The organism is Streptomyces sp. enrichment culture, from assembly GCF_964273255.1.
Classification (GTDB): Bacteria; Actinomycetota; Actinomycetes; order Streptomycetales; family Streptomycetaceae; genus Streptomyces.
The window spans coordinates 1,501,325-1,524,627 of the sequence record NZ_OZ186835.1 but is presented as its reverse complement, the minus strand read 5'-3'; the positions used below and the strand labels follow the sequence as shown (position 1 = coordinate 1,524,627).

The window sequence follows — 23,303 nt, the reverse complement described above, 5'->3', positions numbered from 1 at the left end:
CAGCGCATGGACGCTGTGCGGCTCATCGAGACGAGCAGGCGGGCCCTGGCGGCGAGCACCGACCTGCCGGGCCTGCTGACCGAGGTGTGGCAGGCGCAGGCGCTCGCCCAGGCGATCGGCAGCCGGCTCGCGGTCTGTGGACCGCCAGAGCTGCGGGGGGAGGCCATCGGGCTGACGGAACTGGCCGGCCGAGGCTGCGGCGTGCTGGACGCCCCCGGCCTGAAGGGGGGCGACCTGCGCGCCGCCCGGCTCACCGACCTCGGAGACGCCCGCCGGGCCCTGCTGCACCTCGGCGGTCTCCTCGGCGACGTCGGCATCACCCTGGTCGGCCTGGCCTGTGCCGCCCGGGACGAGGCGACGTACTGGCAGTGCATGGAAGCCATCGACGCCGCGGACGAGTCGCGTGACCGGGTCCTCGACATGCTCCGCAGACTGGCGGACCGCGAGGCGGCGTTACCGGAGCGGGAAGCGGGCTGAACCCCGCCGGCCCCCGCTACCCTCCCGGCCCGCCCGTCCGCACCCCCGGGACGCCGCGTGACCACCGGCTGCGTCGGGTCGGCCGGGTCGGCAGGGTCCGCCTGGTTCGCCGCGCCCGCCGCGTCCGCCAGGCCCCCTGGTCGCCGCGCCCGCCACATCCGCCGGGTTCGTCGCATTCGTCGCGTCCGCCGTTTCCGTCGCCCAGCCGTGCGGCCGCCCGGCCGTCCGGCCGTCGGCGGAACGGCTCCGGGCCCGCCACGGCTCCGGGCCCGCCACGGCTCCGGGCCCGCCACGGCTCCGGGGCCGCCACGGCTGCGGACCCGCCACGGCTGCGGGCCCGACGACGCGGGCTTCGCGCGCCCCGGCCGCCGTCCGGCCGGACCACCGCCCCGCTCCCGCGGCACCCGCGCACACGCCTCTCAGGTGGTGACCCGGCGCTCCCCGCCCGCCCCTGGGCCGGCCCCCGCCCCCTAACCGGCCCCCGCCACCTGGCTCGCGCCCGCCCCCGGCGCCGGCCCCTCCGACGTCCCGGTCCCCGTCCCCGCCCGGTCCGCGGGCGCGGCCGCCCGGTCCGCCGAAGCGTCCCGGAGGTCCGCGTCCAGCGCCGAGAGGTCCGCGTCCAACGCCGCCATCAGCTCCTCCATCTGCTGCAGCAGCCCCTTCGGCTGCCCGCTCCCGCCCTGCTGCGGCACGCTCTCTCCGGACACGACACGGCCTCCTCGGCCCCTGGCCCCCCGCCGGGGGCCGACACGGTGGCGCACCGGCGCACGGCCCCGGCGCGGGCGCCGGGTGGTCCGGCTCCGACCCGGCCAACGATCTTCACCGGGACGGGTCACCGGTCCGGTCATACCGCGGTCGCCGGACCGCCCCGGATTCACCCGACCGTGGAGCGAAGCGCGCGGGGCGTGCGGGGCGCGCCGGGTCCGGGCGGAGCGTCCCGGCCGGGAACAGGCAGGATGGAGGCATGGACCTGCGCATCTTCACCGAGCCCCAGCAGGGGGCCACCTACGACACCCTGCTCACCGTCGCCAAGGCCACCGAGGACCTCGGGTTCGACGCCTTCTTCCGTTCCGACCACTACCTCAGGATGGGTTCCGCCGACGGCCTGCCCGGCCCCACCGATGCCTGGATCACCCTCGCCGGCCTCGCCCGCGAGACCAGCCGCATCCGGCTCGGCACCCTCATGACCGCCGCCACCTTCCGCCTCCCGGGCGTCCTCGCCATCCAGGTCGCCCAGGTCGACCAGATGTCCGGCGGACGGATCGAACTCGGCCTCGGCGCGGGCTGGTTCGAGGAGGAGCACGCGGCGTACGGCATCCCCTTCCCGAAGGACAAGTTCAGCCGCCTCGAGGAGCAGCTGGAGATCGTCACGGGCCTGTGGGCCACCGGTCCCGGCAAGACCTTCGACTTCCACGGCAAGCACTACGACCTCACCCGGTCGCCCGCCCTGCCCAAGCCCGTACAGTCGAAGATCCCGGTCCTGATCGGTGGCCACGGCGCCGTCCGCACCCCGCGGCTGGCGGCCCGTCACGCCGACGAGTTCAACATCCCCTTCGCGTCCCTCCAGGACACCGAGCGCCAGTTCGGCCGGGTCCGCGCCGCCGCGCAGGAGGCGGGCCGCGACCCGGAGGAGATCGTCCTGTCCAACGCCCTGGTCGTCTGCGTCGGCAAGGACGACGCGGAGGTCGCCCGCCGGGCCGCCGCCATCGGCCGGGAGGTCGACGAGCTCAAGGCCAACGGCCTGGCGGGCTCGCCGGCCGAGGTCGTCGACAAGATCGGACGGTACGCCGAGACCGGCTCCCGGCGGATCTACCTCCAGGTGCTGGACCTGCACGACCTCGACCACCTGGAGCTGATCTCGTCCCAGGTGCAGTCGCAGCTCCCGTAGCGCCCCGCACCCGGCCACCCGGTACGCCCACGCCCCCCGACGGGACCGCCCCGCACCCCGGGACGGTCCCGTCGCGCGGCCCCCCGGCACCCCGGGACGGTCCCGTCGCGCGGCCCCCCTGGAAAATTCGAAAGGCTTTCGCCGCCGATCCCGGTACGTTGGCACGACGCGCCGGAGATCCGCGCGTTTCAGCACTTCAGAAGGTGTCCGGGGGGTCCCACCGTGTTCCTGACGATCAGTACCACCGGCGTTCCCGAGCGCCCCGCGACCGATCTCGGTTTCCTGCTGCACAAGCACCCCGGCAAGGCGCAGTCGTTCTCCACGACCTGCGGGCGGGCGCACGTCTTCTACCCCGAGGCCGACGCGGAACGCTGCACCGTGGCGCTGCTGCTGGAGGTGGACACGGTCGCCCTGGTCCGACGCGGCCGGGGCAAGGGCCGCGGCGGCGCACCCGACGCCGCCCTCGCCCAGTACGTCAACGACCGTCCCTACGCGGCCTCCTCGCTGCTCTCGGTCGCCCTCGGCAACGTCTTCTCCAGCGCCCTGCGCGGGGTGTGCAACGCCCGCCCCGAACAGCCCGGCCTGCCGCGCCCGCTGCGCGTCGAGGTGCCCGCCCTGCCCGCCCGCGGCGGCCCCGCGCTGGTCCACCGGCTGTTCGAGCCGCTCGGCTGGAACGTCACGGCCGACCCCGTGCCGCTGGACACCGCGTTCCCGGAGTGGGGCGACTCCCGCTACGTGCGGCTCGTCCTGGAGTCGGACACCCTCACCCTCGCCGAGGCCCTGCGCCACCTGTACGTGCTGCTCCCGGTCCTCGACGACGCCAAGCACTACTGGGTCTCCCCGGACGAGGTGGACAAGCTGCTGCGCGTCGGCGAGGGCTGGCTGCCCGGCCACCCGGAGCAGCGGCTGATCACCAGCCGCTACCTCACCCGCCGCTGGTCGCTGACCCGTCAGGCGCTCGAACGCCTGGAACTCCTCCGGCTCGCCGAGTCCGACGACAGCGACGTCCAGGAGATCGACAACGCGGTCGCCGAGGAGACGGAGACCGAGGAGAAGCCGACGCCGCTCGCCGTGCAGCGCAGGGACGCGATCCTCGCCGCGCTCCGCGGGGCGGGGGCCGCCCGGGTGCTCGACCTGGGCTGCGGGCAGGGCCAGCTGGTGCAGGCGCTGCTCCGCGACCCGGCGTACACCGAGGTCGTCGGCCTCGACGTGTCGATGCGCGCGCTGACCATCGCCTCCCGGCGGCTGAAGCTGGACCGCATGGGGGAGCGGCAGGCGGCCCGGGTCAAGCTCCTGCAGGGCTCGCTCGCCTACACCGACCGCCGGCTCCAGGGGTACGACGCGGCCGTGCTCAGCGAGGTGATCGAGCACGTCGACCTGCCCCGGCTGCCCGCGCTGGAGTACGCCGTGTTCGGTGCCGCCCGCCCCCGCACCGTCGTCGTGACCACACCGAACGTCGAGTACAACGTGCGCTGGGAGACCCTCCCGGCCGGTCACGTCCGGCACGGCGACCACCGCTTCGAGTGGACCCGCGCCGAGTTCCGCGACTGGGCCGCGAAGGTGGCCGGACGGCACGGCTACACCGTGGAGTTCGTCCCCGTCGGACCCGACGACCCCGAGGTCGGACCACCCACCCAGATGGCCGTGTTCACCACCGGCACCGAGAAGGAGGCGAAGGCCGCATGACCACCACGACACCCGCAACCGGCGCCGCGCGTGCGGACGGCCGCGTCCTGCCCGTCACCGACCTCTCGCTGGTGGTGCTCGTCGGCGCCTCCGGCTCGGGCAAGTCCACCTTCGCCCGGCGCCACTTCAAGCCGACCGAGATCCTGTCCTCCGACTTCTGCCGCGGCCTCGTCGCCGACGACGAGAACGACCAGAGCGCCAGCCGGGATGCCTTCGACGTGCTGCACTACATCGCCGGCAAGCGCCTGGCGGCCGGCCGCCGCACCGTCGTCGACGCCACCAGCGTCCAGCAGGAGTCCCGCAAGCAGCTCGTCGAGCTGGCCAAGCGGCACGACGTGCTGCCCATCGCCATCGTGCTCGACGTGCCCGAGGAGGTGTGCGCCGAGCGCAACGCGGCCCGCACCGACCGCGCCGACATGCCCCGCCGGGTCATCCGCCGGCACACCCGCGAACTGCGCCGCTCGCTGCGCCACCTGGAGCGCGAGGGCTTCCGCAAGGTGCACGTGCTGCGCGGCGTGGAGGAGGTCGAGCAGGCCACCGTCGTCACCGAGAAGCGGTTCAACGACCTGACCCACCTCACCGGCCCCTTCGACATCATCGGCGACATCCACGGCTGCTCCGCCGAACTGGACGCCCTGCTCGGCATCCTGGGCTACGCCGACGGCGTGCACCCCGAGGGCCGCACCGCCGTGTTCGTCGGCGACCTCGTCGACCGCGGCCCGGACAGCCCCGGAGTGCTGCGGCGCGTGATGGGCATGGTGAAGGCGGGTCACGCGCTGTGCGTGCCCGGCAACCACGAGAACAAGTTCGGCCGGTACCTCAAGGGCCGCAACGTCCAGCACACACACGGACTCGCCGAGACCATCGCCCAGATGGAGGGGGAGAGCGAGGAGTTCCGCGCCGAGGTGCGGGAGTTCATCGACGGACTCGTCAGCCACTACGTCCTCGACGGCGGCCGGCTGGTGGTCTGCCACGCCGGCCTGCCCGAGAAGTACCACGGCCGCACCTCCGGCCGGGTCCGCAGCCACGCCCTGTACGGCGACACCACCGGCGAGACCGACGAGTTCGGCCTGCCCGTGCGCTACCCGTGGGCCGAGGACTACCGCGGCCGGGCCGCCGTCGTCTACGGCCACACCCCCGTCCCGGAGGCCACCTGGCTCAACAACACCATCTGCCTCGACACCGGCGCCGTGTTCGGCGGCAAGCTGACCGCGCTGCGCTGGCCGGAGCGGGAACTGGTCGACGTACCCGCCGAGCGGGTCTGGTACGAGCCGGCCCGCCCGCTGCGCACCGAGGCCCCCGGCGGGCAGGACGGCCGCCCGCTGGACCTGGCCGACGTGCACGGGCGCCGCGTCGTCGAGACCCGGCACGCGGGCCGGGTGTCCGTGCGGGAGGCGAACGCGGCGGCGGCCCTGGAGGTCATGAGCCGGTTCGCGACCGACCCGCGGCTGCTGCCCTACCTGCCGCCGACCATGGCCCCGACGGCCACCTCGCACCTCGACGGCTACCTGGAGCACCCCGAGGAGGCGTTCGCCCAGTACCAGCGGGACGGCGTCTCCCGGGTGGTGTGCGAGGAGAAGCACATGGGCTCCCGCGCCGTCGCCCTGGTGTGCCGGGACGCGGAGACCGCCCGCGCCCGCTTCGACGCCGACGGAGTCACCGGCTCCCTCTACACCCGCACGGGCCGCCCCTTCTTCGACGACGCCGCCGTCACCGAGGAGATCCTGGACCGGCTGCGCGCCGCGGCGACCGCGGCCGGCCTGTGGGAGCGGCTGGAGACGGACTGGCTGCTGCTGGACGCGGAGCTGATGCCGTGGTCCCTGAAGGCCGGCGGGCTGCTGCGCACCCAGTACGCGGCCGTCGGCGCCGCCTCCGCCGCGGTGTTCCCCGGCGCCCTGACCGCGCTGGAGAGCGCGGCGGCCCGCGGCGTCGACGTGACGGACCTGCTGGGCGGCCAGCGTGAACGGGCCGACGCGGCCGAGGCGTTCACCCGCGCCTACCGCCGCTACTGCTGGACCACCGACGGCCTCGACGGGGTGCGGCTCGCGCCGTTCCAGATCCTGGCCGTGCAGGGCCGCAGCCTCGCCGCGCTGCCGCACGACGAGCAGCTGGCCCTGATCGACCTCATGGTGGAGCACGACGGCACCGGGCTGCTGCAGACCACCCGCCGCCTGTACGTCGACACCGGCGACCCCGAGTCGGTGCGCGCCGGCGTCGACTGGTGGCTGGAGATGACCGGGCGCGGCGGCGAGGGCATGGTCGTCAAGCCGGTCGACGCCCTGGTCCGGGACCCGGAGGGGCGGCTGGTGCAGCCGGGCATCAAGTGCCGGGGCCGCGAGTACCTGCGGATCATCTACGGCCCCGAGTACACCCGGCCGGAGAACCTGGCCCGGCTGCGCGGCCGCTTCCTCAACCACAAGCGCTCCCTGGCCGTCCGGGAGTACGCGCTCGGCCTGGAGGCCCTGGACCGGCTGGCCGCGGGGGAGCCGCTGTGGCGGGTGCACGAAGCGGTCTTCGGGGTCCTCGCCCTGGAGTCCGAGCCCGTGGACCCGCGCCTGTAGCGCCTCCGCCCCGGGACCCGTGACGGGATCCGGCCGACTGCCCCCTCCCGAGGGCCGGCCGGACCCCCTCCCGGGCGCCCGGGGGCCGCGGCCGCCCTCCCTGCGCGTGCCGCCGCGTGGCCGCCCGTGCCGTGCCGTTCCGTGCCGGCCGGGGCCGCCCGGCGGCTCGCGGCGGGCACGGCCGGGACCGGTCCGGTGTCCGCGGGCGGCAGGCGGCACACGTTCACTTTCCGGCCGGAGAGGGGTGAACCCGGGCTCGGGTGGTCAGGATGGAGGCATGACCTACCATGTCGCCTCGGAGACCGGACGCCTGCGCCGGGTGATCCTGCACCGGCCCGATCTGGAGCTCAAGAGGCTCACCCCCAGCAACAAGGACGACCTGCTCTTCGACGACGTGCTGTGGGTGCGCCGGGCACGCGCCGAGCACGACGGGTTCGCCGACGTGCTGCGCGACCGCGGGGTCGCCGTCCACCTCTTCGGCGACCTCCTCACGCAGACCCTCGACATCCCCGAGGCCCGCACGATCGTCCTGGACCGTGTCTTCGACGAGAAGGAGTACGGGCCGCTGGCCACCGACCACCTGCGGGCCGCGTTCGAGACGCTCCCCTCACGGGACCTGGCGGAGGCCCTGGTCGGCGGCATGACCAAGCGGGAGTTCCTGGACACCCACCCGGAACCGGTCTCCGTGCGCTTCCACGCCATGGAGCTGGACGACTTCCTCCTCGGCCCGCTGCCCAACCACCTCTTCACCCGGGACACCTCCGCCTGGATCTACGACGGCGTCGCGATCAACGCGATGCGGTGGCCCGCCCGGCAGCGCGAGACCGTGCACTTCGAGGCGATCTACCGGCACCATCCGCTGTTCCGGGACGAGACGTTCCGGGTCTGGTCCGAGGGACAGGCCGACTACCCGTCCACGATCGAGGGCGGGGACGTACTGGTCATCGGCAACGGCGCGGTGCTGATCGGGATGAGTGAGCGGACCACCCCCCAGGCGGTGGAGATGCTCGCGCACAAGCTGTTCGCGGCCGGGTCCGCGGAGACCATCGTGGCGCTCGACATGCCGAAGAGACGTGCCGTGATGCACCTCGACACGGTGATGACCATGGTCGACGGCGACACCTTCACCCAGTACGCCGGTCTCGGCATGCTCCGCTCGTACACCATCGAGCCGGGCGTGGGGGACCGGGAGCTGAAGGTCACGGACCACCCGCCGGAGCACATGCACCGGGCGATCGCCGCCGCGCTGGGGCTCAGCGAGATCCGGGTGCTCACCGCGACCCAGGACGTGCACGCGGCGGAACGGGAACAGTGGGACGACGGCTGCAACGTGCTGGCCGTCGAGCCCGGCGTGGTCATCGCCTACGAACGCAACGCCACCACCAACACGCACCTGCGCAAGCAGGGCATCGAGGTGATAGAGATCCCCGGCAGCGAACTGGGCCGGGGCCGGGGCGGCCCGCGCTGCATGAGCTGCCCGGTGGAACGGGACCCGGTGACGTGACCCGCTGGCACGGCGCCCGGTGACGTGACGGGCGGGACGCCCCCGTGGTCCGGTCCGGTGACCCGGCGGGCGGGACGCCTCCGTGACCCGGTCCGGTGACCCGACGCCGTGACCCGGTCCGGTGACCCGACCCGGTGAGGTGACCGGGCGGCCTCACCGGCACCGTGGTGGTCCCGTACCGGTGCCCGGCGGCCCGCCTCGGCGCCACCCACGTCCATGACCCCCACCCGCCCGCATACAAATTCTGGTACTCGTATAGAATTCCATCCGTCCTGTCCCGTCCCGTCCCCGCACCCTGGAGCGCCCCATGGCGACTGTCCCGACCGCCCTCGCCGGCCGCCACTTCCTCAAGGAGGCGGACTTCACCGAGCAGGAGTTCCTCGGCCTGCTCGATCTGGCCGCGGAGCTGAAAGCCGCCAAGAGGGCCGGGACCGAGACCCGTCACCTGGTGGGCAGGAACGTCGCGCTCATCTTCGAGAAGCCGTCCACCCGGACCCGGTGCGCCTTCGAGGTGGCCGCCGCCGACCAGGGTGCCTCCACGACCTACATCGACCCCAGCGGCTCCCACATCGGCAGGAAGGAGTCCGCGAAGGACACCGCGCGGGTGCTCGGCCGGATGTTCGACGCGATCGAGTTCCGGGGCGACGCGCAGGCGACCGTCGAGACCCTCGCCGAGTACGCCGGAGTGCCGGTCTACAACGGTCTCACCGACGAGTGGCACCCCACCCAGATGCTGGCCGACGTGCTCACCATGACCGAGCACAGCGCCAAGCCGCTGAAGGAGATCGCCTTCGCCTACCTCGGCGACGCCCGCTTCAACATGGGCAACTCCTACCTCGTCACCGCCGCGCTGCTCGGTCTGGACATCCGGATCGTCGCCCCGAAGACCTACTGGCCCGCGCAGGACGTCGTCGACCGCGCCCGGACGCTCGCCGAGGGGTCCGGGGCCCGCATCACGCTCACCGAGGACGTCGCCGAGGGGGTCGCGGGCGCCGACTTCGTCGGCACCGACGTGTGGGTGTCGATGGGGGAGGCCCAGGAGGTCTGGGACGAGCGGATCGCCGCCCTCGCCCCGTACGCGGTGACCATGGACGTGCTGCGCGCCACGGGGAACCCGGACGTGAAGTTCCTGCACTGCCTGCCCGCCTTCCACGACCTGGGCACCCAGGTGGCCCGCGACGTGTACGAGCGGCACGGCCTGGCGTCCCTGGAGGTCACCGACGAGGTCTTCGAGTCGGCCCACTCGGTCGTCTTCGACGAGGCGGAGAACCGGATGCACACGATCAAGGCCGTGCTGGTCGCGACGCTGGCCTGAGGCATCGCGGGTGCCGTGCCGGTCGTCCGGCGGGCGCGGCACCCGGGCCGGTCCCGTCAGCGGGACGGCCGGCGCGGCCCCGGCACGGCCGGCAGGCGGAACCACACCGCCTTGCCGGTCGGGGTGGGCCGGTGGCCGCAGGACGAGCTGAGGGTGCGGATCAGCAGCAGTCCGCGCCCGTGTTCCTGCCAGGGGTCCGGTTCGCCCGGCAGCGGCCGGGTGAGCCGGAGCGGCGGCTCGGGATCGGGGTCGTGCACCTCCACCCGGCAGCCGGTCGGCAGCAGCTCCACCACCAGCTCTATCGGACTGCTGCCCGTGGTGTGCTCCACCGCGTTGGCCACCAGTTCCGCCGTCAGCAGCTCCGCCGTGTCGCTGTCCGCGCAGTGCTCCACCTCGGCCAGGGCCGTCCGGACCAGGGCACGCGCCACGGGCACGGCCGCGGTCGTGTGCGGCAGCGCGACGCGCCAGGAGGCCGGGGCGGAGGGGTGATCGTGCAAGGCGGGTCCGTTCATGGAGCAGGCTGTCCTGCTTTCAATTACTCAATGGTACGGCTCCCCGGGCAGGCCCCCGGAGGGACCCCGCCGGACCCGCGCCGGGTGCCGTACCGGGGCGTCCGGCCCCGGCACCGCAGGGCGTACCCCTCCCCGGGCCCCGTCCCGCACGGCGGGCCGCGCTGTGACCCGCCCGTCGACGAGCCGTGACGGACGTGACCGGGCCCCGACCCGGGCGGGGCGATCTTATCGTGCACTCGTGACGACGGTCACGAACGGGTGATAGCTTCGAGGGGCAGCACTCAGTGAGCCGCGCAGTGCCCGCCCGAGGAGGCCGCCCTCATGAGTCCCTTCACCGGCTCCGCCGCCCGCACCGCCCGCTGGGGACACCTGCGGGTCGAGCGGGCCGACGGCGTCGCCACCGTCACCCTGGCCCGCCCCGAGAAGCTCAACGCGCTGACCTTCGGCGCCTACGCCGACCTGCGCGACCTGCTCGCCGAACTGTCCCGGGAGCGCTCCGTGCGGGCGCTGGTGCTGGCCGGCGAGGGGCGCGGCTTCTGCTCGGGCGGGGACGTCGACGAGATCATCGGCGCCACCCTCGCCATGGACACCGCCCAACTGCTCGACTTCAACCGTATGACCGGCCAGGTGGTGCGCGCGGTGCGGGAGTGCCCGTTCCCGGTGGTCGCCGCCGTGCACGGGGTGGCCGCGGGCGCCGGCGCCGTCCTGGCGCTCGCCGCCGACTTCCGGGTCGCCGACCCCACCGCCCGGTTCGCCTTCCTTTTCACCCGGGTCGGCCTGTCCGGCGGCGACATGGGCGCCGCCTACCTGCTGCCCCGGGTGGTCGGCCTGGGGCACGCCACCCGCCTGCTGATGCTCGGCGAGCCCGTGCGGGCCCCCGAGGCCGAGCGGATCGGCCTGATCAGCGAACTCGCCGACGAGGCCGGCGCCGACGAGGCCGCCCACGCCCTCGCCCGGCGCCTGGCCGACGGCCCCGCCCTGGCCCACGCCCAGACCAAGGCGCTGCTCACCGCCGAGCTGGACATGCCGCTGGCCGCCTCCGTGGAGCTGGACGCGGCCACCCAGGCCCTGCTGATGAACGGCGAGGACTACGCCGAGTTCCACGCGGCCTTCACCGAGAAGCGCCCGCCGAAGTGGCGGGGGCGGTAGGGATGCGGGTCGCGGTCATCGGCGGCGGACCCGGCGGCCTGTACGCGGCGGCCCTGCTCAAACGGCAGGACCCGGCCCACGAGATCACCGTCTTCGAGCGCAACGCCCCCGACGACACCTTCGGGTTCGGCGTCGTGCTCTCCGACGAGACCCTCGGCGGCATCGAGCACGCCGACCCGGACGTCTACGCGGCGCTGCGCCGGGACTTCGTGCGCTGGGACGACATCGACATCGTGCATCGCGGCATCCGCCACACCTCCGGCGGCCACGGCTTCGCCGCCCTCGGCCGGCACCGGCTGCTGGAGATCCTGCACGCCCGCTGCCGCTCCCTGGGCGTGCGGCTGCGCTTCGGCACCGAGGTGTCCGACCCGGCCCGGCTGGCCCGCACCCACGATCTGGTGGTGGCCGCCGACGGCGTGCACAGCGGCACGCGCGCCGCCTTCGCCGACGTCTTCCGGCCGACCGTGACCGCCCACCGCTGCCGCTACATGTGGCTGGCCGCCGACTTCGCCTTCGACGCCTTCCGCTTCGAGATCGCCGAGACCGCGCACGGCGTGATGCAGCTGCACGGCTACCCCTTCGCCGCCGACGCCTCCACCGTCATCGTCGAGATGCGCGAGGAGGTCTGGCGGGCCGCCGGATTCGACCGGACGACCGAGGACGAGTCGGTGGAACGCTGCGCCAAGCTGTTCGCCGACGCGCTCGGCGGACGCCCGCTGCGCTCCAACAAGTCGGCCTGGACCACCTTCCGCACGGTCGTCAACGAGCGCTGGTCGCACGGCAACCTCGTGCTCCTCGGCGACGCCGCGCACACCGCCCACTTCTCCATCGGCTCCGGCACCAAGCTGGCCGTCGAGGACGCGCTGGCCCTGGCCGGCCACCTCGGCGAGGAGCCCTCGATCGACCGCGCCCTCGCCGCCTACGAGGCGGAACGCCGCCCCGTCGTCGCCTCCACCCAGCGCGCCGCCCGGGCCAGCCTGGAGTGGTTCGAGAACCTGGCCCGCTACCTCGGCCAGCCGCCCCGCCAGTTCGCCTTCAACCTGCTCACCCGCAGCCGCCGCGTCACCCACGACAACCTGCGGCTGCGCGACGCCCGGTTCACCGGGGCCGTGGAGGAGGAGTTCGGCTGTCCGCCGGGCACCCCGCCGATGTTCACCCCGTTCCGGCTGCGCGGACTGACCCTGCGCAACCGGGTCGTCGTCTCCCCCATGGACATGTACTCCGCCACCGACGGCGTCCCCGGCGACTTCCACCTGGTCCACCTCGGCGCGCGGGCGCTGGGCGGGGCGGGACTGGTGATGACCGAGATGGTGTGCGTCAGCGCAGAGGGCCGCATCACCCCCGGCTGCGCCGGCCTCTACACCGCCCGCCAGGCCGACGCCTGGCGGCGCATCACCGACTTCGTGCACGGCAGCGCCCCCGGCACCGCGATCGGCGTCCAGCTGGGCCACAGTGGCCGCAAGGGCTCGACCAAGCTGATGTGGGAGGGCATGGACGAACCCCTGGACGACGGCAACTGGCCCCTGGTCGCCGCCTCCCCGCTGCCCTACCGGCCCGGCAGCCAGACCCCGCGCGAACTGAGCCGGGCCCAACTGACGGACATACGTGAACAGTTCGTGGCGTCCGCCCGGCGGGCGGCCCGGGCCGGCTTCGACCTGCTGGAGCTGCACTGCGCCCACGGCTACCTGCTCTCCGGCTTCCTCTCCCCGCTCACCAACCGCCGCACCGACGCCTACGGCGGCTCCCCTCGGAACCGGCTCCGCTTCCCGCTGGAGGTCTTCGACGCGGTCCGCGCCGCGTGGCCCGGGGACCGGCCGATGACCGTCCGCATCTCCGCGACCGACTGGGCCGAGGGCGGCGTCACCGGCGACGACGCCGTCGGCCTCGCCCGGGCCTTCGCCGCGCACGGGGCGGACGCCATCGACGTGTCCACCGGCCAGGTGGTCGCCGGGGAGCGGCCGGAGTTCGGGCGGTCGTACCAGACGCCGTTCGCCGACCGCATCCGCCACGAGGTGGGCGTCCCGGTGGTCGCCGTCGGCGCGATCTCCTCCTGGGACGACGTCAACTCCCTGATCCTGGCGGGCCGTACCGACCTGTGCGCGCTGGCTCGCCCGCACCTGTACGACCCGCACTGGACGCTGCACGCGGCGGCCGAACAGGGCTACGACGGTCCGGGCGTCGCCTGGCCGGCCCCCTACCGGGCGGGCAGCAGGCCCCCGCAGACCGGGCGCAAGGACGTCACGGCCCCCCGGACCGTCCCGGACCGCGCGCCGGTGCACTGACCCGACGGCGACGGTGGCGGTGGCGGTGGCAGCAACGGCGAGGGTGGCGGTGGCAGCGACGGCGACGGCGGGACGGCACCGGCCCCCGGTGTCACCCCGGACGCGCCTGCGGCGTCAGAGTCCCGCGAAGGCGGCGCCCGCGTCCCGCAGACGGGTGTGCAGTCCGTGGAAGACGGCGGCCGACCGCGCCCCCGGCCAGCCCTCGGGGAGCAGCGCGGCCGGCAGGCCCGGGTCGGTGTAGGGCAGGTGGCGCCAGGAGTCCAGGGCGAGCAGGTAGTCGCGGTACGCCTCCTCGGGCGGGGTGTCCGCACGTCCCTCCCAGCCGCGCAGCACCTCCTCGTGCCGGTCCAGGAACGCCTCGTGCTCCTCGGCGATCCGGGGCAGGTCCCACCAGCGGGCCACCGCGTCGGCGGTGGCGGCGAAGCCGAGGTGCTCGCCGCGGAAGAAGTCGACGTACCGGTCCAGGCCCAGCCGTTCCAGGGTGTGCCGCGTCTCCTCGTGGAAGCGCGCGGGGGCGATCCACACGCCGGGGGCCGCCGTGCCGAAGCCGAGCCCGGCCAGGCGGGAGCGCAGCACGTGCCGCTTCTGCCGCTCCGACTCCGGTACGGAGAACACCGCGAGCACCCAGCCCTCCTCCTCCGGCGGGGCGGTGGCGTAGATGCGACGGTCGCCGTCCTCCAGCAACTGCCGCGCGTCGGCGGACAGTTCGTAGCCGGCGGCGCCCTGTGCGGTGCGGGCCGGGACGAGCAGTCCGCGCCGTTTGAGCCGGGACACCGACGAACGGACGGAGGGGGCGTCCACGCCCACCGCCGCCAGGAGCCGGATCAGCTCCGCGACGGGCACCGGGCCCGGTGCGAAGCGGCCGTACGCGCCGTAGAGCGTGACGATGAGAGACCGTGGAGCAGGCTGGTCGGACACGTTGATCATCTTAGGTCGTGCGGTCGGCGTCCGTCCCACCGCGTCGTGCCCGGCCGGCGCCGCCCGCGGCGGACCGCAGCCGGAAGCGCTGCAGCTTGCCGGTGGCGGTGCGCGGCAGCGCGTCCAGGAACACGATCTCCCGTGGGCACTTGAAGGGCGCCAGCTCCGACTTCACGAACGTGCGCAGCGCCTCCCCGTCGCGCTCGGCGCCCTCCTTGAGGACCGCGTACGCCACCACCACCTGGCCGCGGGCCTCGTCCGGCCGCCCCACCACGGCCGCCTCGACCACGTCCGGGTGCCGCAGCAGGGCGTCCTCCACCTCCGGTCCGGCGACGTTGTACCCGGCGGTGATGATCATGTCGTCCGCGCGGGCGACGTAGCGGAAGTAGCCGTCGGGCTCGCGGACGTAGGTGTCGCCGGTGATGTTCCAGCCGTCGCGCACGTAGTCGCGCTGCCGCGGGTCGGCGAGGTAGCGGCAGCCGACCGGACCGCGCACCGCCAGCAGGCCCGGCTCGCCGTCCGGGACCGGCTCGCCGTCGGCGTCCTGCACGCGCGCCTGCCAGCCGGGGACCGGGACGCCCGTGGTGCCGGGGCGGATCCGCTCGTCGGCGGCGGAGATGAAGATGTGCAGCAGCTCGGTGGCGCCGATGCCGTTGATGATGCCCACGCCGGTGCGCTCCCGCCAGGCCCGCCAGGTCGCCGCCGGCAGGTTCTCGCCCGCCGACACGCAGCGCCGCAGCGAGGACACGTCGTGCGCGTCCAGGCCGTCGAGCATCGCGCGGTAGGCAGTGGGCGCCGTGAACAGCACCGACACCCGGTGCGCGGCGATCGCCGGCAACAGCTGGTCGGGGTGGGCCTGTTCGAGCAGCAGGGCGCTGGCGCCCGCCCGCAGCGGGAAGACGACGAGACCGCCGAGCCCGAAGGTGAAACCGAGCGGGGGACTGCCCGCGAACACGTCGTCGGCGCGGGGGCGCAGGACGTGCCGGGAGAAGGTGTCCGCGATCGCCAGCACGTCCCGGTGGACGTGCATGCAGCCCTTCGGGCGTCCGGTGGTGCCCGAGGTGAAGGCGATCAGCGCCACGTCGTCGGCCGCGGTGGGCACCGCCGCGTACGGGGTGCCGGGCGCCGGGCGCCGCAGCAGGTCGTCCGGGGCGTCGCCCCCGTAGGTGGTGATCCGCAGACCGGGGACCTCGGCCTTCGCCAGGTCGTCGACCGCCCGCACGTCGCACAGGGCGTGCCGGACCTCGGCGATCTCGCAGATGGTGCTCAGCTCGTGCGGGCGCTGCTGGGCCAGCACGGTGACGGCGATCGCGCCCGCCTTGAGCACCGCCAGCCAGCAGGCCGCCAGCCAGGGGGTGGTCGGGCCGCGCAGCAGCACGCGGTTGCCCGGCACCACCCCGAGGTCGCCGCTGAGCAGGTGCGCGAGCCGGTCCACGTGCGCCCGCAGGTCGCCGTAGGTCCAGGTGCCCCCGTCGGGCGTGCGGAAGGCCGGGCGGTCGCCGGGCGGGCCGTGCAGCAGCTCGACGGCGCAGTTCAGCCGCTCGGGATACGCCAACTCCGGCAGGTCGAAGCGGAGTTCCGGCCACTGACCGGGTGGCGGGAGGTGGTCGCGGGCGAAGGTGTCGACGTGCGCGGTGGCCCGTGGCTTCATGACGGTTCGCCCCCTCGGCGTGGTGGGCTCGCAGAAGGAGCGTATCGTGTTGGTGACGACAGTCAACGGTTCGCGATAACCTCGGACGGCCGTCCGGGGCGGAACCCGTGGGGGCGGCCCGGCGGGAGGGAAGGGACCGGCGATGACCGCATTCTCGCTCGAACCGGCACAGGCCGACTGGTGCGCCGAGCTGCGGGAGCTGGCCGCACGGCGCCTGCGGCCGCTCGCCGGCCGGGGCGAGCCCGGCCGCGTCAACCGGGCCCTGGTCACCGAACTCGGCCGGCTCGGCCTGCTGTCCCGGCTGTTCACCTCCGGCGCCCTCGACCTGTGCCTGATGCGCGAATCCCTGGCCCGTGCCTGCACCGAGGCCGAGACCGCGCTCGCCCTCCAGGGACTCGGCGCCCACCCCGTGCACGCGCACGGCACCGAGGCGCAGCGCGGCCGCTGGATCCCCCGGGTGAGCGACGGCAGCGCGGTGGCCGCCTTCGCGCTCAGCGAGCCCGGCGCCGGATCCGACGCGGCGGCCCTGGCCCTGGCGGCCGACCCGGACGGCGCCGGCGGCTGGCGCCTGACCGGCGAGAAGTGCTGGATCTCCAACGCGCCCGAGGCGGACCTCTACACCGTCTTCGCCCGCACCGGCCCCGGCGCCGGATCCCGCGGCGTGACCGCCTTCCTGGTCCCCGCCGATCGCCCCGGACTCACCGGCACCCCCCTCGACATGCTCTCCCCGCACCCCATCGGAACCCTGCGCTTCGACGCCGTCCCGGTCACCGCCGACGACCTGCTCGGCGAGCCGGGCCGGGGCTTCCGGGTGGCGATGGACACCCTCAACCTGTTCCGGCCCAGCGTCGGTGCCTTCGCCGTCGGGATGGCCCAGGCGGCACTCGACGCCGCCCTCGAACACACCGCGTCCCGCGAGGCGTTCGGCGGCCGCCTCGGCGACCTCCAGGCCGTCTCCCACCAGGTCGCCGAGATGGCGGTGCGCACCGAGGCGGCCCGCCTGATGGTGTACGCGGCGGCCGCCGCGCACGACGCCGGTGAACCGGACGTCCCCCGGCGCGCGGCCATGGCGAAACTGCTGGCCACCGAGACCGCGCAGTACGTCGTCGACCGCTCGGTGCAACTGCACGGCGCCCGGGCGCTGCGCCGCGGTCACCTGCTCGAACACCTCTACCGGGAGGTGCGCGCCCCCCGCGTCTACGAGGGGGCCAGCGAGGTGCAACGCGGCATCATCGCCAAGGAGTTGTACAAGTCTCTGGAGGACCGTTGACCGCCGAGCGCATCAACCCGCCCGACCTCTCCCCGCCGGCCGGCTTCTCCCACGCGGTCGTCGCGACCGGCGCCCGGGTGGTGTTCCTGGCCGGCCAGACCGCGCTCGACGGGGACGGCAAGGTGACCGGCGACACGCTGCCCGACCAGTTCACCCGGGCCCTGGCCAACCTCCTGGCCGCCCTGCGCGCGGCCGGCGGCACCCCGGCCGACCTGGCCCGCGTCACCGTCTACGCCACCGACATCGCCGACTACCGGGTCCACGCCCGGGACATCGGCCGCATCTGGCGGGAGGCGGCGGGCCGTGACTACCCGGCGATGGCGGTGGTCCAGGTGGTCCGCCTCTGGGACGAACGGGCGTTGGTGGAGCTCGACGGGTTCGCGGTCCTGCCCTGACCGGCGGCGCGGCCCCGCGTCACCCGGTCCGCCCGGCGCCCCCTGCCCCGGTGCCGTCCGTGTCAGGCGGCGACCGCGAGAGGGCCGACGGGTGCCCGGTGCGGTGCGACCACCCGGCCGTCGGGCAGCAGTTCACCGGTGTCGTCGAAGACGATCGAGCCGTCGCACAGCAGGCTCCAGCCCTGCTCGGGGTGGGCGGCCACCACGTGCGGGGCAGGGGATCCGGTCCGGGCGCAGGAAGGCTGGTGGGCACACATGGTGCACCTCCACATCGGTGGGACGTTCCGAACGGGCCGTACCCCTCGACGATGCGCCCGCCCCGGCCCGCCGCGGAACGGGCGGGCGCGAAGCGTGACAGCTCCCGGACATTCCCGGGACGGTTCCCCGACGCCCGGTGCGGACTCGCCACCGAAGGGGTGAGGGTCACGGCCCCGGGCCCTCCCGCCCGGTACTGGTGGACACCCGCAATTCCCTCATAACGGGAGGTTCCCCCCATGGCTCTCCGCTTCCTGTCCCCGCTCTCCCCGCGCTCCGCGCTCGGTGCCGCCGTCGGCGCAGCGCTGCTGCTCCTGGGCTCCGCCGCCGCGGCCCCCACGGCGGCGGCGTCCACCGCCCCACAGGAACTGGTCACCGTCGACTCCGTCGGCCGCGTCGCCGCTGACGGCACCGTCACGCTCACCGGCACCTACCGCTGCCTCGCCGCCGCCGGACCGGTCTTCGTCAGCTCCTCGCTGCACCAGGAGCCGTCCACCGTCCGCTACGGCATCGGCGGCACCCGCGCGGTCTGCGACGGCCTGACGCACCGCTGGGAGAACACCGGCACCGTGCCCGAGGGGACGTTCACGCCCGGTGCGGCCGACGTCGAGGCCACGCTGCTGGAACTGCGGCCCGCGGGCGGCCTGCCGCTGCCCGCCTTCCACGCCGTCAGCAGCAACGGCATCACCCTCGTCGACGGCTAGGGGGCCTCCCGCTCGGATCCGGCCGGGCAGGCGGGCCCTTGATCCGGCCTGATCCGCACGAAGGACATCAGGGCCCGTCCGGCGGATCATGCCGGAGACGCGGGGCCCGGCATGCGCACCCGCGGCGTTGCCGCCTGTTTCCCGTCCCTCACCCGCACGACGGATCCCCGTGCCCGCGCCCTGCCGGACACGGGCAGGCTGCGGCGCGCGGCCCTGCCGGACCCCGGCCTGGTACCGCCGCGCCCCGGCGGTCACCCTGGTGGCATGGTCACCCTCCGTCACACGGTGCTGCTCACCCCCGTCCCGCGCGCCTGGTCCGCCGACGCCCTCGCCACCGCCCTCGACGTGGTGGAATCCACCCGCGCGGAGGCGGACGGCCGGCTGGTCCTCCCCGACGGGCGGCCGGTGCCGGACGTGCGGCTGACCGGGGGCCGCCATCTGCGGCGCGGCGCGGTCCACGAGGGCGAGCCCGGGAGCGGGGCGGCCGGGAGCGGCGGCGCGGCGGCCGGCCGGAACACGGCTCCCGCGGCGCACGGCACCGCCGCCCCGCCGACCGGTGACCCCGTGACCGCCGTCCCGGCGGCCCGCCACGCCCCCGCGCCACGCCCCCGCGTCACACCTCCGTCGTCGGCCAGTCCAGCAGCCGGGCGCCGATGACCGCCGTCTGCAGCATGTAACGGTGCGCCGGATCCGCCGGGTTGGCGCCGGTGAGGCTGCGGATGCGCTCCAGGCGGTAGGTCAGCGCGCGCACGCTCAGGGAGAGGCGGCGGGCCGCCTCCGCGGCCACGCACCCGGCGTCGAAGTACGCGGTGAGGGTGTCCAGCAGCGGCATCGGGCCGCCGCGCGCCGTGGTGAGCGGGCCCAGGGTGTTGTGCACCAGGTCGGCCATCGCCTGCCGGTCGCGGGACAGCACCGGGTAGACGAGCAGATCCGCGGCCCGCAGCACCGGTTCGTCCATGCCCAGCCGTTCGGCGATCTCCAGCGTGCTCAGCGCCTCCTCGTAGGACTGGACGACCCCGCCGGGCCCCGGCCGTGCGCGTCCGACGGCGACCTGGCCCCCGTCGGTGGCGGCGTGCGCCTGCTTGGCGAAGTAGGACAGGACTTCCTCCTGGTGACCCGGCGCGATGCACAGCAGCCGCCCGTCCTTGGTGGTCAGCAGCACGTTGCGGTCGTCGAACCGTGAGATCAGGGCGAGTTCCACCCGGCGGGCCACCGGGTCGCCCTCGTCGTAGGCGACCGGGCCCCGGGCGACGGCCACCGCGTGGGCGTGGGACAGCCGCAGACCGAAGCGTTCCGCGCGTTCCGCGAGCCGGCCCAGGTCGCTGCGTCCGTGCAGCAGGTCGTCGATGAACTCCCGTCGCGCCGCCTCCTCCTGACGGACCGCCATCCGCTGGGCCCGCTCGTACCCCTCGGCGAAGGCGTCCACCACCTGCTGGACGGCGGCCAGGGCTTCGGCGGCCGATTCGCTGGTGCGCGGCCAGGCGTCCCGGGCCGCCCCCAGATGGGCGCTGACCAGGCGGCGCAGTCCGAAGCCGTCCTCCGCGGCCCGTTCCCCCAGGGCCCGGCGGGACGCGATCTCGTCCCGGGTGAGACGTCTGCCCGTCGCGGCGACCTCCGCCAGGATCCGGGCATAACCTTCGAGATAATCCTCCGGAATCTCGCGTTCCGCCACTGATCCCCCTCAATATTGACGCGCTCCTGACGCGCCCCTGACGCCGTCCTGACGCGGAGTTGGCCCGCCCCCGGCATGCAGACCCTAGTGAATATTGCCGGAATCCGGCAATGCGCGAGTGGATCAGCCTCGGGCATCATGGACCGCGGGGAGCACCACGGAAGGTTCCGGTGCCGGGCACCGGCAGGTGCGGGTGCCCGAACCGGAATCGCGCGGTGCCACCGCGCGGTGCCGGCCGTACAGGCACCGCGGATGTGCGCGGCGAGCGCGAAGACGGAGCGGGACGACGAACGGAAGGGGGCCGGGGGATGCGCGTACTGATGGAGACCGCGACCGGCCTGCCCGTCCTGCTGTTCACCGCCGGCCTGATCGTGGCCGCCGGCTTCTGGCTGCTGGTCGCCCTCGGTGTCACCACCGCCGACGCCTTCGACGGGGACGCGGACCTGCGAGCCTGGGGTCTGGGCGGGGCGCCGGTCGCGGTCGTGCTGTCCCTGCTGACCCTGACGGCGTGGCTGCTCGCCCTGGGCGCCGCCGTGCTGCTGGCCGCGTTCGGGCCGACGGGTTCCGGAAGCGGACTGCTGCGCCTGCCGGTCGCGGCCGGCGCGCTGTTCGCCGCCTGGCGGCTCACCCGCTTCTTCGTCCGGCCGCTGCACCGGCCCTGCCCCGACGAACCCGGGCCGTCCCGGTCGGTCCGCGCGCTCGACGGGGACCGGGGCGGCCTGCCGCACGCGCCGCACGACGGGGCCGGCGCTCCCGTCCTGCCCGTGCCGCACGACCGCGCCGCCTGAGCCCGCTGCTCCCGCGCCCCGGCGCGGCCCGCCTCCGGCACACCACGACCCCACCCGCCTCCCGCCCGGCGGGCCGGCCCCGCGCCCTGCCCGCGGCCCGTCACACCCCGCCGTTCCCCGACACCGCTCCGTCACCGCATTCGCTCACCACCCCAGCTCTCGAAGGACGTGTCCCATGGATGCCGCCACCGTGGGCATCGCCGCAGTCGCCGGCGCCTGCCTGTTGTTCGTGCTCGTCGCCCTGCTCGTCGTCTCCAAGCTGTTCCGCAAGGTGGAACAGGGCAAGGCCCTCATCGTCTCCAAGATCCGCAAGGTGGACGTCACCTTCACCGGCCAGGTCGTCCTGCCGGTGCTGCACAAGGCCGAGGTCATGGACATCTCGGTGAAGACCATCGACATCACCCGGGCCGGCAAGGAAGGACTGATCTGCCGGGACAACATCCGCGCGGACATCCGCATCACGTTCTTCGTGAAGGTCAACAAGACCGTCCAGGACGTCATCCGGGTCGCCCAGGCGGTGGGCACCGCCCGCGCCAGCGACCGTGACACCCTCCAGGAGCTGTTCCACGCGAAGTTCTCCGAGGCGCTGAAGACCGTCGGCAAGCAGATGGACTTCACCGACCTCTACACCAAGCGCGAGGAACTGCGGTACCGGATCATCGAGGTCATCGGCGTCGACCTGAACGGCTACCACCTGGAAGACGCCGCGATCGACTACCTGGAGCAGACGCCGCTGAACCAGCTGGACCCGGGAAACGTGCTCGACGCCCAGGGCATCCGCAAGATCACCGAGCTGACCGCCGTGGAGCACATCCGCACCAACGAGGCCCAGCGCGGTGAGGAGAAGGAGATCACCCGGCAGAACGTCGACGCGCGCGAGGCGATCCTGGAGCTGGAGCGGCGGCAGACCGACGCCGAGATCAAGCAGCGCCGCGAGATCGAGACCGTCCGGGCCCGCGAGGAGGCCGAGACCGCCCGGGTGGTGGAGGAGGAGCGCCTGCGCGCGCAGAGCGCCTTCCTGCAGACCGAGGAACAGCTCGGGGTGCAGCGCGAGAACCAGGCCCGCGAGGTCGCCGTGGCCGCCAAGAACCGCGAGCGGGTCATCGCCGTGGAGAGCGAGCGCATCGAGAAGGACCGCCAGCTGGAGGTCATCGCCCGCGAGCGGGAGACCGAACTGACCAGGATCGCGGCCGAGAAGGAGGTCGAGGCGGAGAAGCGGGAGATCGCCGAGGTCATCCGGGAGCGGGTCGCGGTGGACCGCACGGTCGCCGAGCAGGAGGAGTCCATCAAGCGGCTGCGGGCCGTCGAGGAGGCCGAGCGCGAGCGGCAGGCCGTCATCATCGCCGCCGAGGCCGAGGCGCAGGAGAAGCTGGTCAAGGACATCAAGGCCGCCGAGGCCGCCGAGCAGTCCGCCACCCACCGCGCCGCCGAGGAACTCACCCTGGCCGAGGCCCGGTTGAAGACCGCCGACCTGGACGCACGGGCCAAGCTGCGGGCGGCCGAGGGCATCCAGGCGGAGGCCGCGGCCGAGGGACTGGCCGCCGTCCAGGTCCGCGACAAGGAGGCCGACGTCATCGAGAAGGCGGGCCGTGCCGAGGCCGAGGCCACCCAGGCCCGGATGCGCGCCGAGGCCGAGGGTGCTCGCGCCAAGGCCCTCGCCGAGGCGGAGGCCGTCGGCGAGAAGCTCCGCGCGGAGGCGGCCGGCCTCACCGAGAAGGCGGCGGCGATGGCCGCCCTGGACGAGGCGTCCCGCGGTCACGAGGAGTACCGGCTGCGCCTGGAGGCGGAGAAGGACGTCCGGCTGGCCGGCCTGGAGGTGCAGCGGCAGGTCGCCGAGGCACAGGCCACGGTGCTCGCGACCGGCCTGGAGAGCGCCGACATCAACATCGTCGGCGGGGAGTCCGTCTTCCTCGACCGCCTGGTCTCCTCCATCGCGCTCGGCAAGGGCGTCGACGGGTTCGTCAAGAACTCCGAGACCGCCCAGGCCCTCGCCGGGCCGTGGCTGGACGGCACGGCCAGCTTCACCGACGACCTGAGCCGCGTCCTCGGCTCCGTGTCGACGGCCGACGTGCAGAACCTCACCGTCTCCGCCCTGCTGATGAAGCTGATGCGGGCCGGCGGCGAGAACACCGGTCGGTTCGAGGAACTGATCGCCAAGGCTGGTGAGTTGGGGCTCGCGGACACTCCGCTGGCCGCGTTGAACGGCCACGCCCGGGCCTGACCCACCACCGACCGGGAGCCGCCGCACAGGGGACGGCGGCTCCCGGTCGTCCCAC

The 23,303-nt window shown here is 74.4% G+C and carries 20 protein-coding genes; 14 read left to right on the top strand and 6 right to left on the bottom strand.

Annotated features, from left to right (window positions below; translation table 11 throughout):
- The first annotated feature begins 6 nt into the window (after positions 1 to 6).
- A complete protein-coding gene (locus tag ACSU53_RS06550; protein WP_437025482.1) occupies positions 7 to 477 on the top strand; it encodes a DUF6099 family protein in 471 nt (156 codons plus the stop codon).
- Positions 478 to 947: 470 nt separating this feature from the next.
- On the opposite strand, the gene ACSU53_RS06545 is transcribed toward ACSU53_RS06550, so the two are convergent.
- Positions 948 to 1,184, bottom strand: a complete 237-nt coding sequence (locus tag ACSU53_RS06545; RefSeq protein ID WP_437033492.1) for a hypothetical protein — start codon at positions 1,182 to 1,184, stop codon at positions 948 to 950.
- Between the two features lie 257 nt (positions 1,185 to 1,441).
- Here ACSU53_RS06545 and ACSU53_RS06540 point away from each other — a divergent pair, with 257 nt between their 5' ends.
- The 5 genes from ACSU53_RS06540 to argF all read left to right on the top strand — a co-directional run bounded on the left by ACSU53_RS06540 (position 1,442) and on the right by argF (position 9,431).
- On the top strand, positions 1,442 to 2,365 hold the full coding sequence (locus ACSU53_RS06540) for an LLM class F420-dependent oxidoreductase (protein WP_437025481.1): 924 nt from the start codon (positions 1,442 to 1,444) through the stop codon (positions 2,363 to 2,365).
- 222 nt (positions 2,366 to 2,587) lie between these two features.
- Positions 2,588 to 4,051: a 3' terminal RNA ribose 2'-O-methyltransferase Hen1 gene (locus ACSU53_RS06535; protein ID WP_437025479.1), complete on the top strand. Its 1,464-nt coding sequence runs from the start codon at positions 2,588 to 2,590 to the stop codon at positions 4,049 to 4,051.
- Positions 4,048 to 6,612 carry a polynucleotide kinase-phosphatase gene (locus ACSU53_RS06530; protein ID WP_437025477.1) on the top strand — a complete coding sequence of 855 codons (2,565 nt, stop codon included), beginning with the start codon at positions 4,048 to 4,050 and terminating at the stop codon, positions 6,610 to 6,612. Before ACSU53_RS06535 ends, ACSU53_RS06530 begins: the two co-directional genes overlap by 4 nt.
- Before the next feature lie 277 nt (positions 6,613 to 6,889).
- Entirely contained in the window at positions 6,890 to 8,116 is a 1,227-nt protein-coding gene (locus tag ACSU53_RS06525) for an arginine deiminase (protein WP_437025475.1), read from the top strand.
- Positions 8,117 to 8,423: 307 nt separating this feature from the next.
- Positions 8,424 to 9,431 carry an ornithine carbamoyltransferase gene (gene argF / locus ACSU53_RS06520; RefSeq protein WP_437025473.1) on the top strand — a complete coding sequence of 336 codons (1,008 nt, stop codon included), beginning with the start codon at positions 8,424 to 8,426 and terminating at the stop codon, positions 9,429 to 9,431.
- A 56-nt stretch (positions 9,432 to 9,487) separates the two neighbouring features.
- Here argF and ACSU53_RS06515 read toward each other — a convergent pair whose 3' ends face one another.
- Complete coding sequence (locus ACSU53_RS06515) at positions 9,488 to 9,943, bottom strand: ATP-binding protein (protein ID WP_437025471.1); 456 nt, start codon at positions 9,941 to 9,943, stop codon at positions 9,488 to 9,490.
- A 321-nt stretch (positions 9,944 to 10,264) separates the two neighbouring features.
- Between ACSU53_RS06515 and ACSU53_RS06510 the strand changes: the two genes are divergently transcribed.
- Positions 10,265 to 11,092 carry an enoyl-CoA hydratase family protein gene (locus tag ACSU53_RS06510; RefSeq protein ID WP_437025469.1) on the top strand — a complete coding sequence of 276 codons (828 nt, stop codon included), beginning with the start codon at positions 10,265 to 10,267 and terminating at the stop codon, positions 11,090 to 11,092.
- Positions 11,093 to 11,094: 2 nt separating this feature from the next.
- Positions 11,095 to 13,374, top strand: coding sequence for a bifunctional salicylyl-CoA 5-hydroxylase/oxidoreductase (locus ACSU53_RS06505; RefSeq protein ID WP_437033057.1), 2,280 nt, complete (start codon positions 11,095 to 11,097; stop codon positions 13,372 to 13,374).
- A 114-nt stretch (positions 13,375 to 13,488) separates the two neighbouring features.
- Here the strand turns inward: ACSU53_RS06505 and ACSU53_RS06500 are convergent, their stop codons facing one another.
- Together ACSU53_RS06500 and ACSU53_RS06495 are read right to left on the bottom strand one after the other, a co-directional pair.
- Complete coding sequence (locus ACSU53_RS06500) at positions 13,489 to 14,301, bottom strand: PaaX family transcriptional regulator (RefSeq protein WP_437025468.1); 813 nt, start codon at positions 14,299 to 14,301, stop codon at positions 13,489 to 13,491.
- A 1-nt stretch (position 14,302) separates the two neighbouring features.
- Complete coding sequence (locus tag ACSU53_RS06495; protein ID WP_437025466.1) at positions 14,303 to 15,943, bottom strand: AMP-binding protein; 1,641 nt, start codon at positions 15,941 to 15,943, stop codon at positions 14,303 to 14,305.
- A 142-nt stretch (positions 15,944 to 16,085) separates the two neighbouring features.
- On the opposite strand from ACSU53_RS06495, the gene ACSU53_RS06490 reads away from it, so the two are divergent.
- Together ACSU53_RS06490 and ACSU53_RS06485 are read left to right on the top strand one after the other, a co-directional pair.
- On the top strand, positions 16,086 to 17,213 hold the full coding sequence (locus ACSU53_RS06490) for an acyl-CoA dehydrogenase family protein (protein ID WP_437025463.1): 1,128 nt from the start codon (positions 16,086 to 16,088) through the stop codon (positions 17,211 to 17,213).
- Positions 17,210 to 17,608 carry a RidA family protein gene (locus ACSU53_RS06485; RefSeq protein ID WP_437025461.1) on the top strand — a complete coding sequence of 133 codons (399 nt, stop codon included), beginning with the start codon at positions 17,210 to 17,212 and terminating at the stop codon, positions 17,606 to 17,608. The genes ACSU53_RS06490 and ACSU53_RS06485 overlap by 4 nt, the downstream gene beginning before the upstream one ends.
- A 62-nt stretch (positions 17,609 to 17,670) precedes the next feature.
- Here ACSU53_RS06485 and ACSU53_RS06480 read toward each other — a convergent pair whose 3' ends face one another.
- A complete protein-coding gene (locus ACSU53_RS06480) occupies positions 17,671 to 17,865 on the bottom strand; it encodes a DUF5999 family protein (protein WP_437025459.1) in 195 nt (64 codons plus the stop codon).
- A 237-nt stretch (positions 17,866 to 18,102) separates the two neighbouring features.
- On the opposite strand from ACSU53_RS06480, the gene ACSU53_RS06475 reads away from it, so the two are divergent.
- Entirely contained in the window at positions 18,103 to 18,567 is a 465-nt protein-coding gene (locus ACSU53_RS06475) for a DUF6299 family protein (RefSeq protein ID WP_437025458.1), read from the top strand.
- 264 nt (positions 18,568 to 18,831) lie between these two features.
- Positions 18,832 to 19,224, top strand: a complete 393-nt coding sequence (locus ACSU53_RS06470) for a hypothetical protein (protein WP_437025456.1) — start codon at positions 18,832 to 18,834, stop codon at positions 19,222 to 19,224.
- Here the strand turns inward: ACSU53_RS06470 and ACSU53_RS06465 are convergent.
- Entirely contained in the window at positions 19,181 to 20,239 is a 1,059-nt protein-coding gene (locus tag ACSU53_RS06465; protein WP_437025454.1) for a PucR family transcriptional regulator, read from the bottom strand. The two genes, ACSU53_RS06470 and ACSU53_RS06465, sit on opposite strands and share 44 nt — an antisense overlap.
- Before the next feature lie 308 nt (positions 20,240 to 20,547).
- Between ACSU53_RS06465 and ACSU53_RS06460 the strand changes: the two genes are divergently transcribed.
- Positions 20,548 to 21,027 (top strand): hypothetical protein, encoded by a 480-nt coding sequence (locus ACSU53_RS06460; RefSeq protein WP_437025452.1) that lies wholly within the window; start codon positions 20,548 to 20,550, stop codon positions 21,025 to 21,027.
- Between the two features lie 175 nt (positions 21,028 to 21,202).
- Positions 21,203 to 23,248 (top strand): SPFH domain-containing protein, encoded by a 2,046-nt coding sequence (locus ACSU53_RS06455; protein WP_437025450.1) that lies wholly within the window; start codon positions 21,203 to 21,205, stop codon positions 23,246 to 23,248.
- The last annotated feature ends 55 nt before the right edge of the window (positions 23,249 to 23,303 follow it).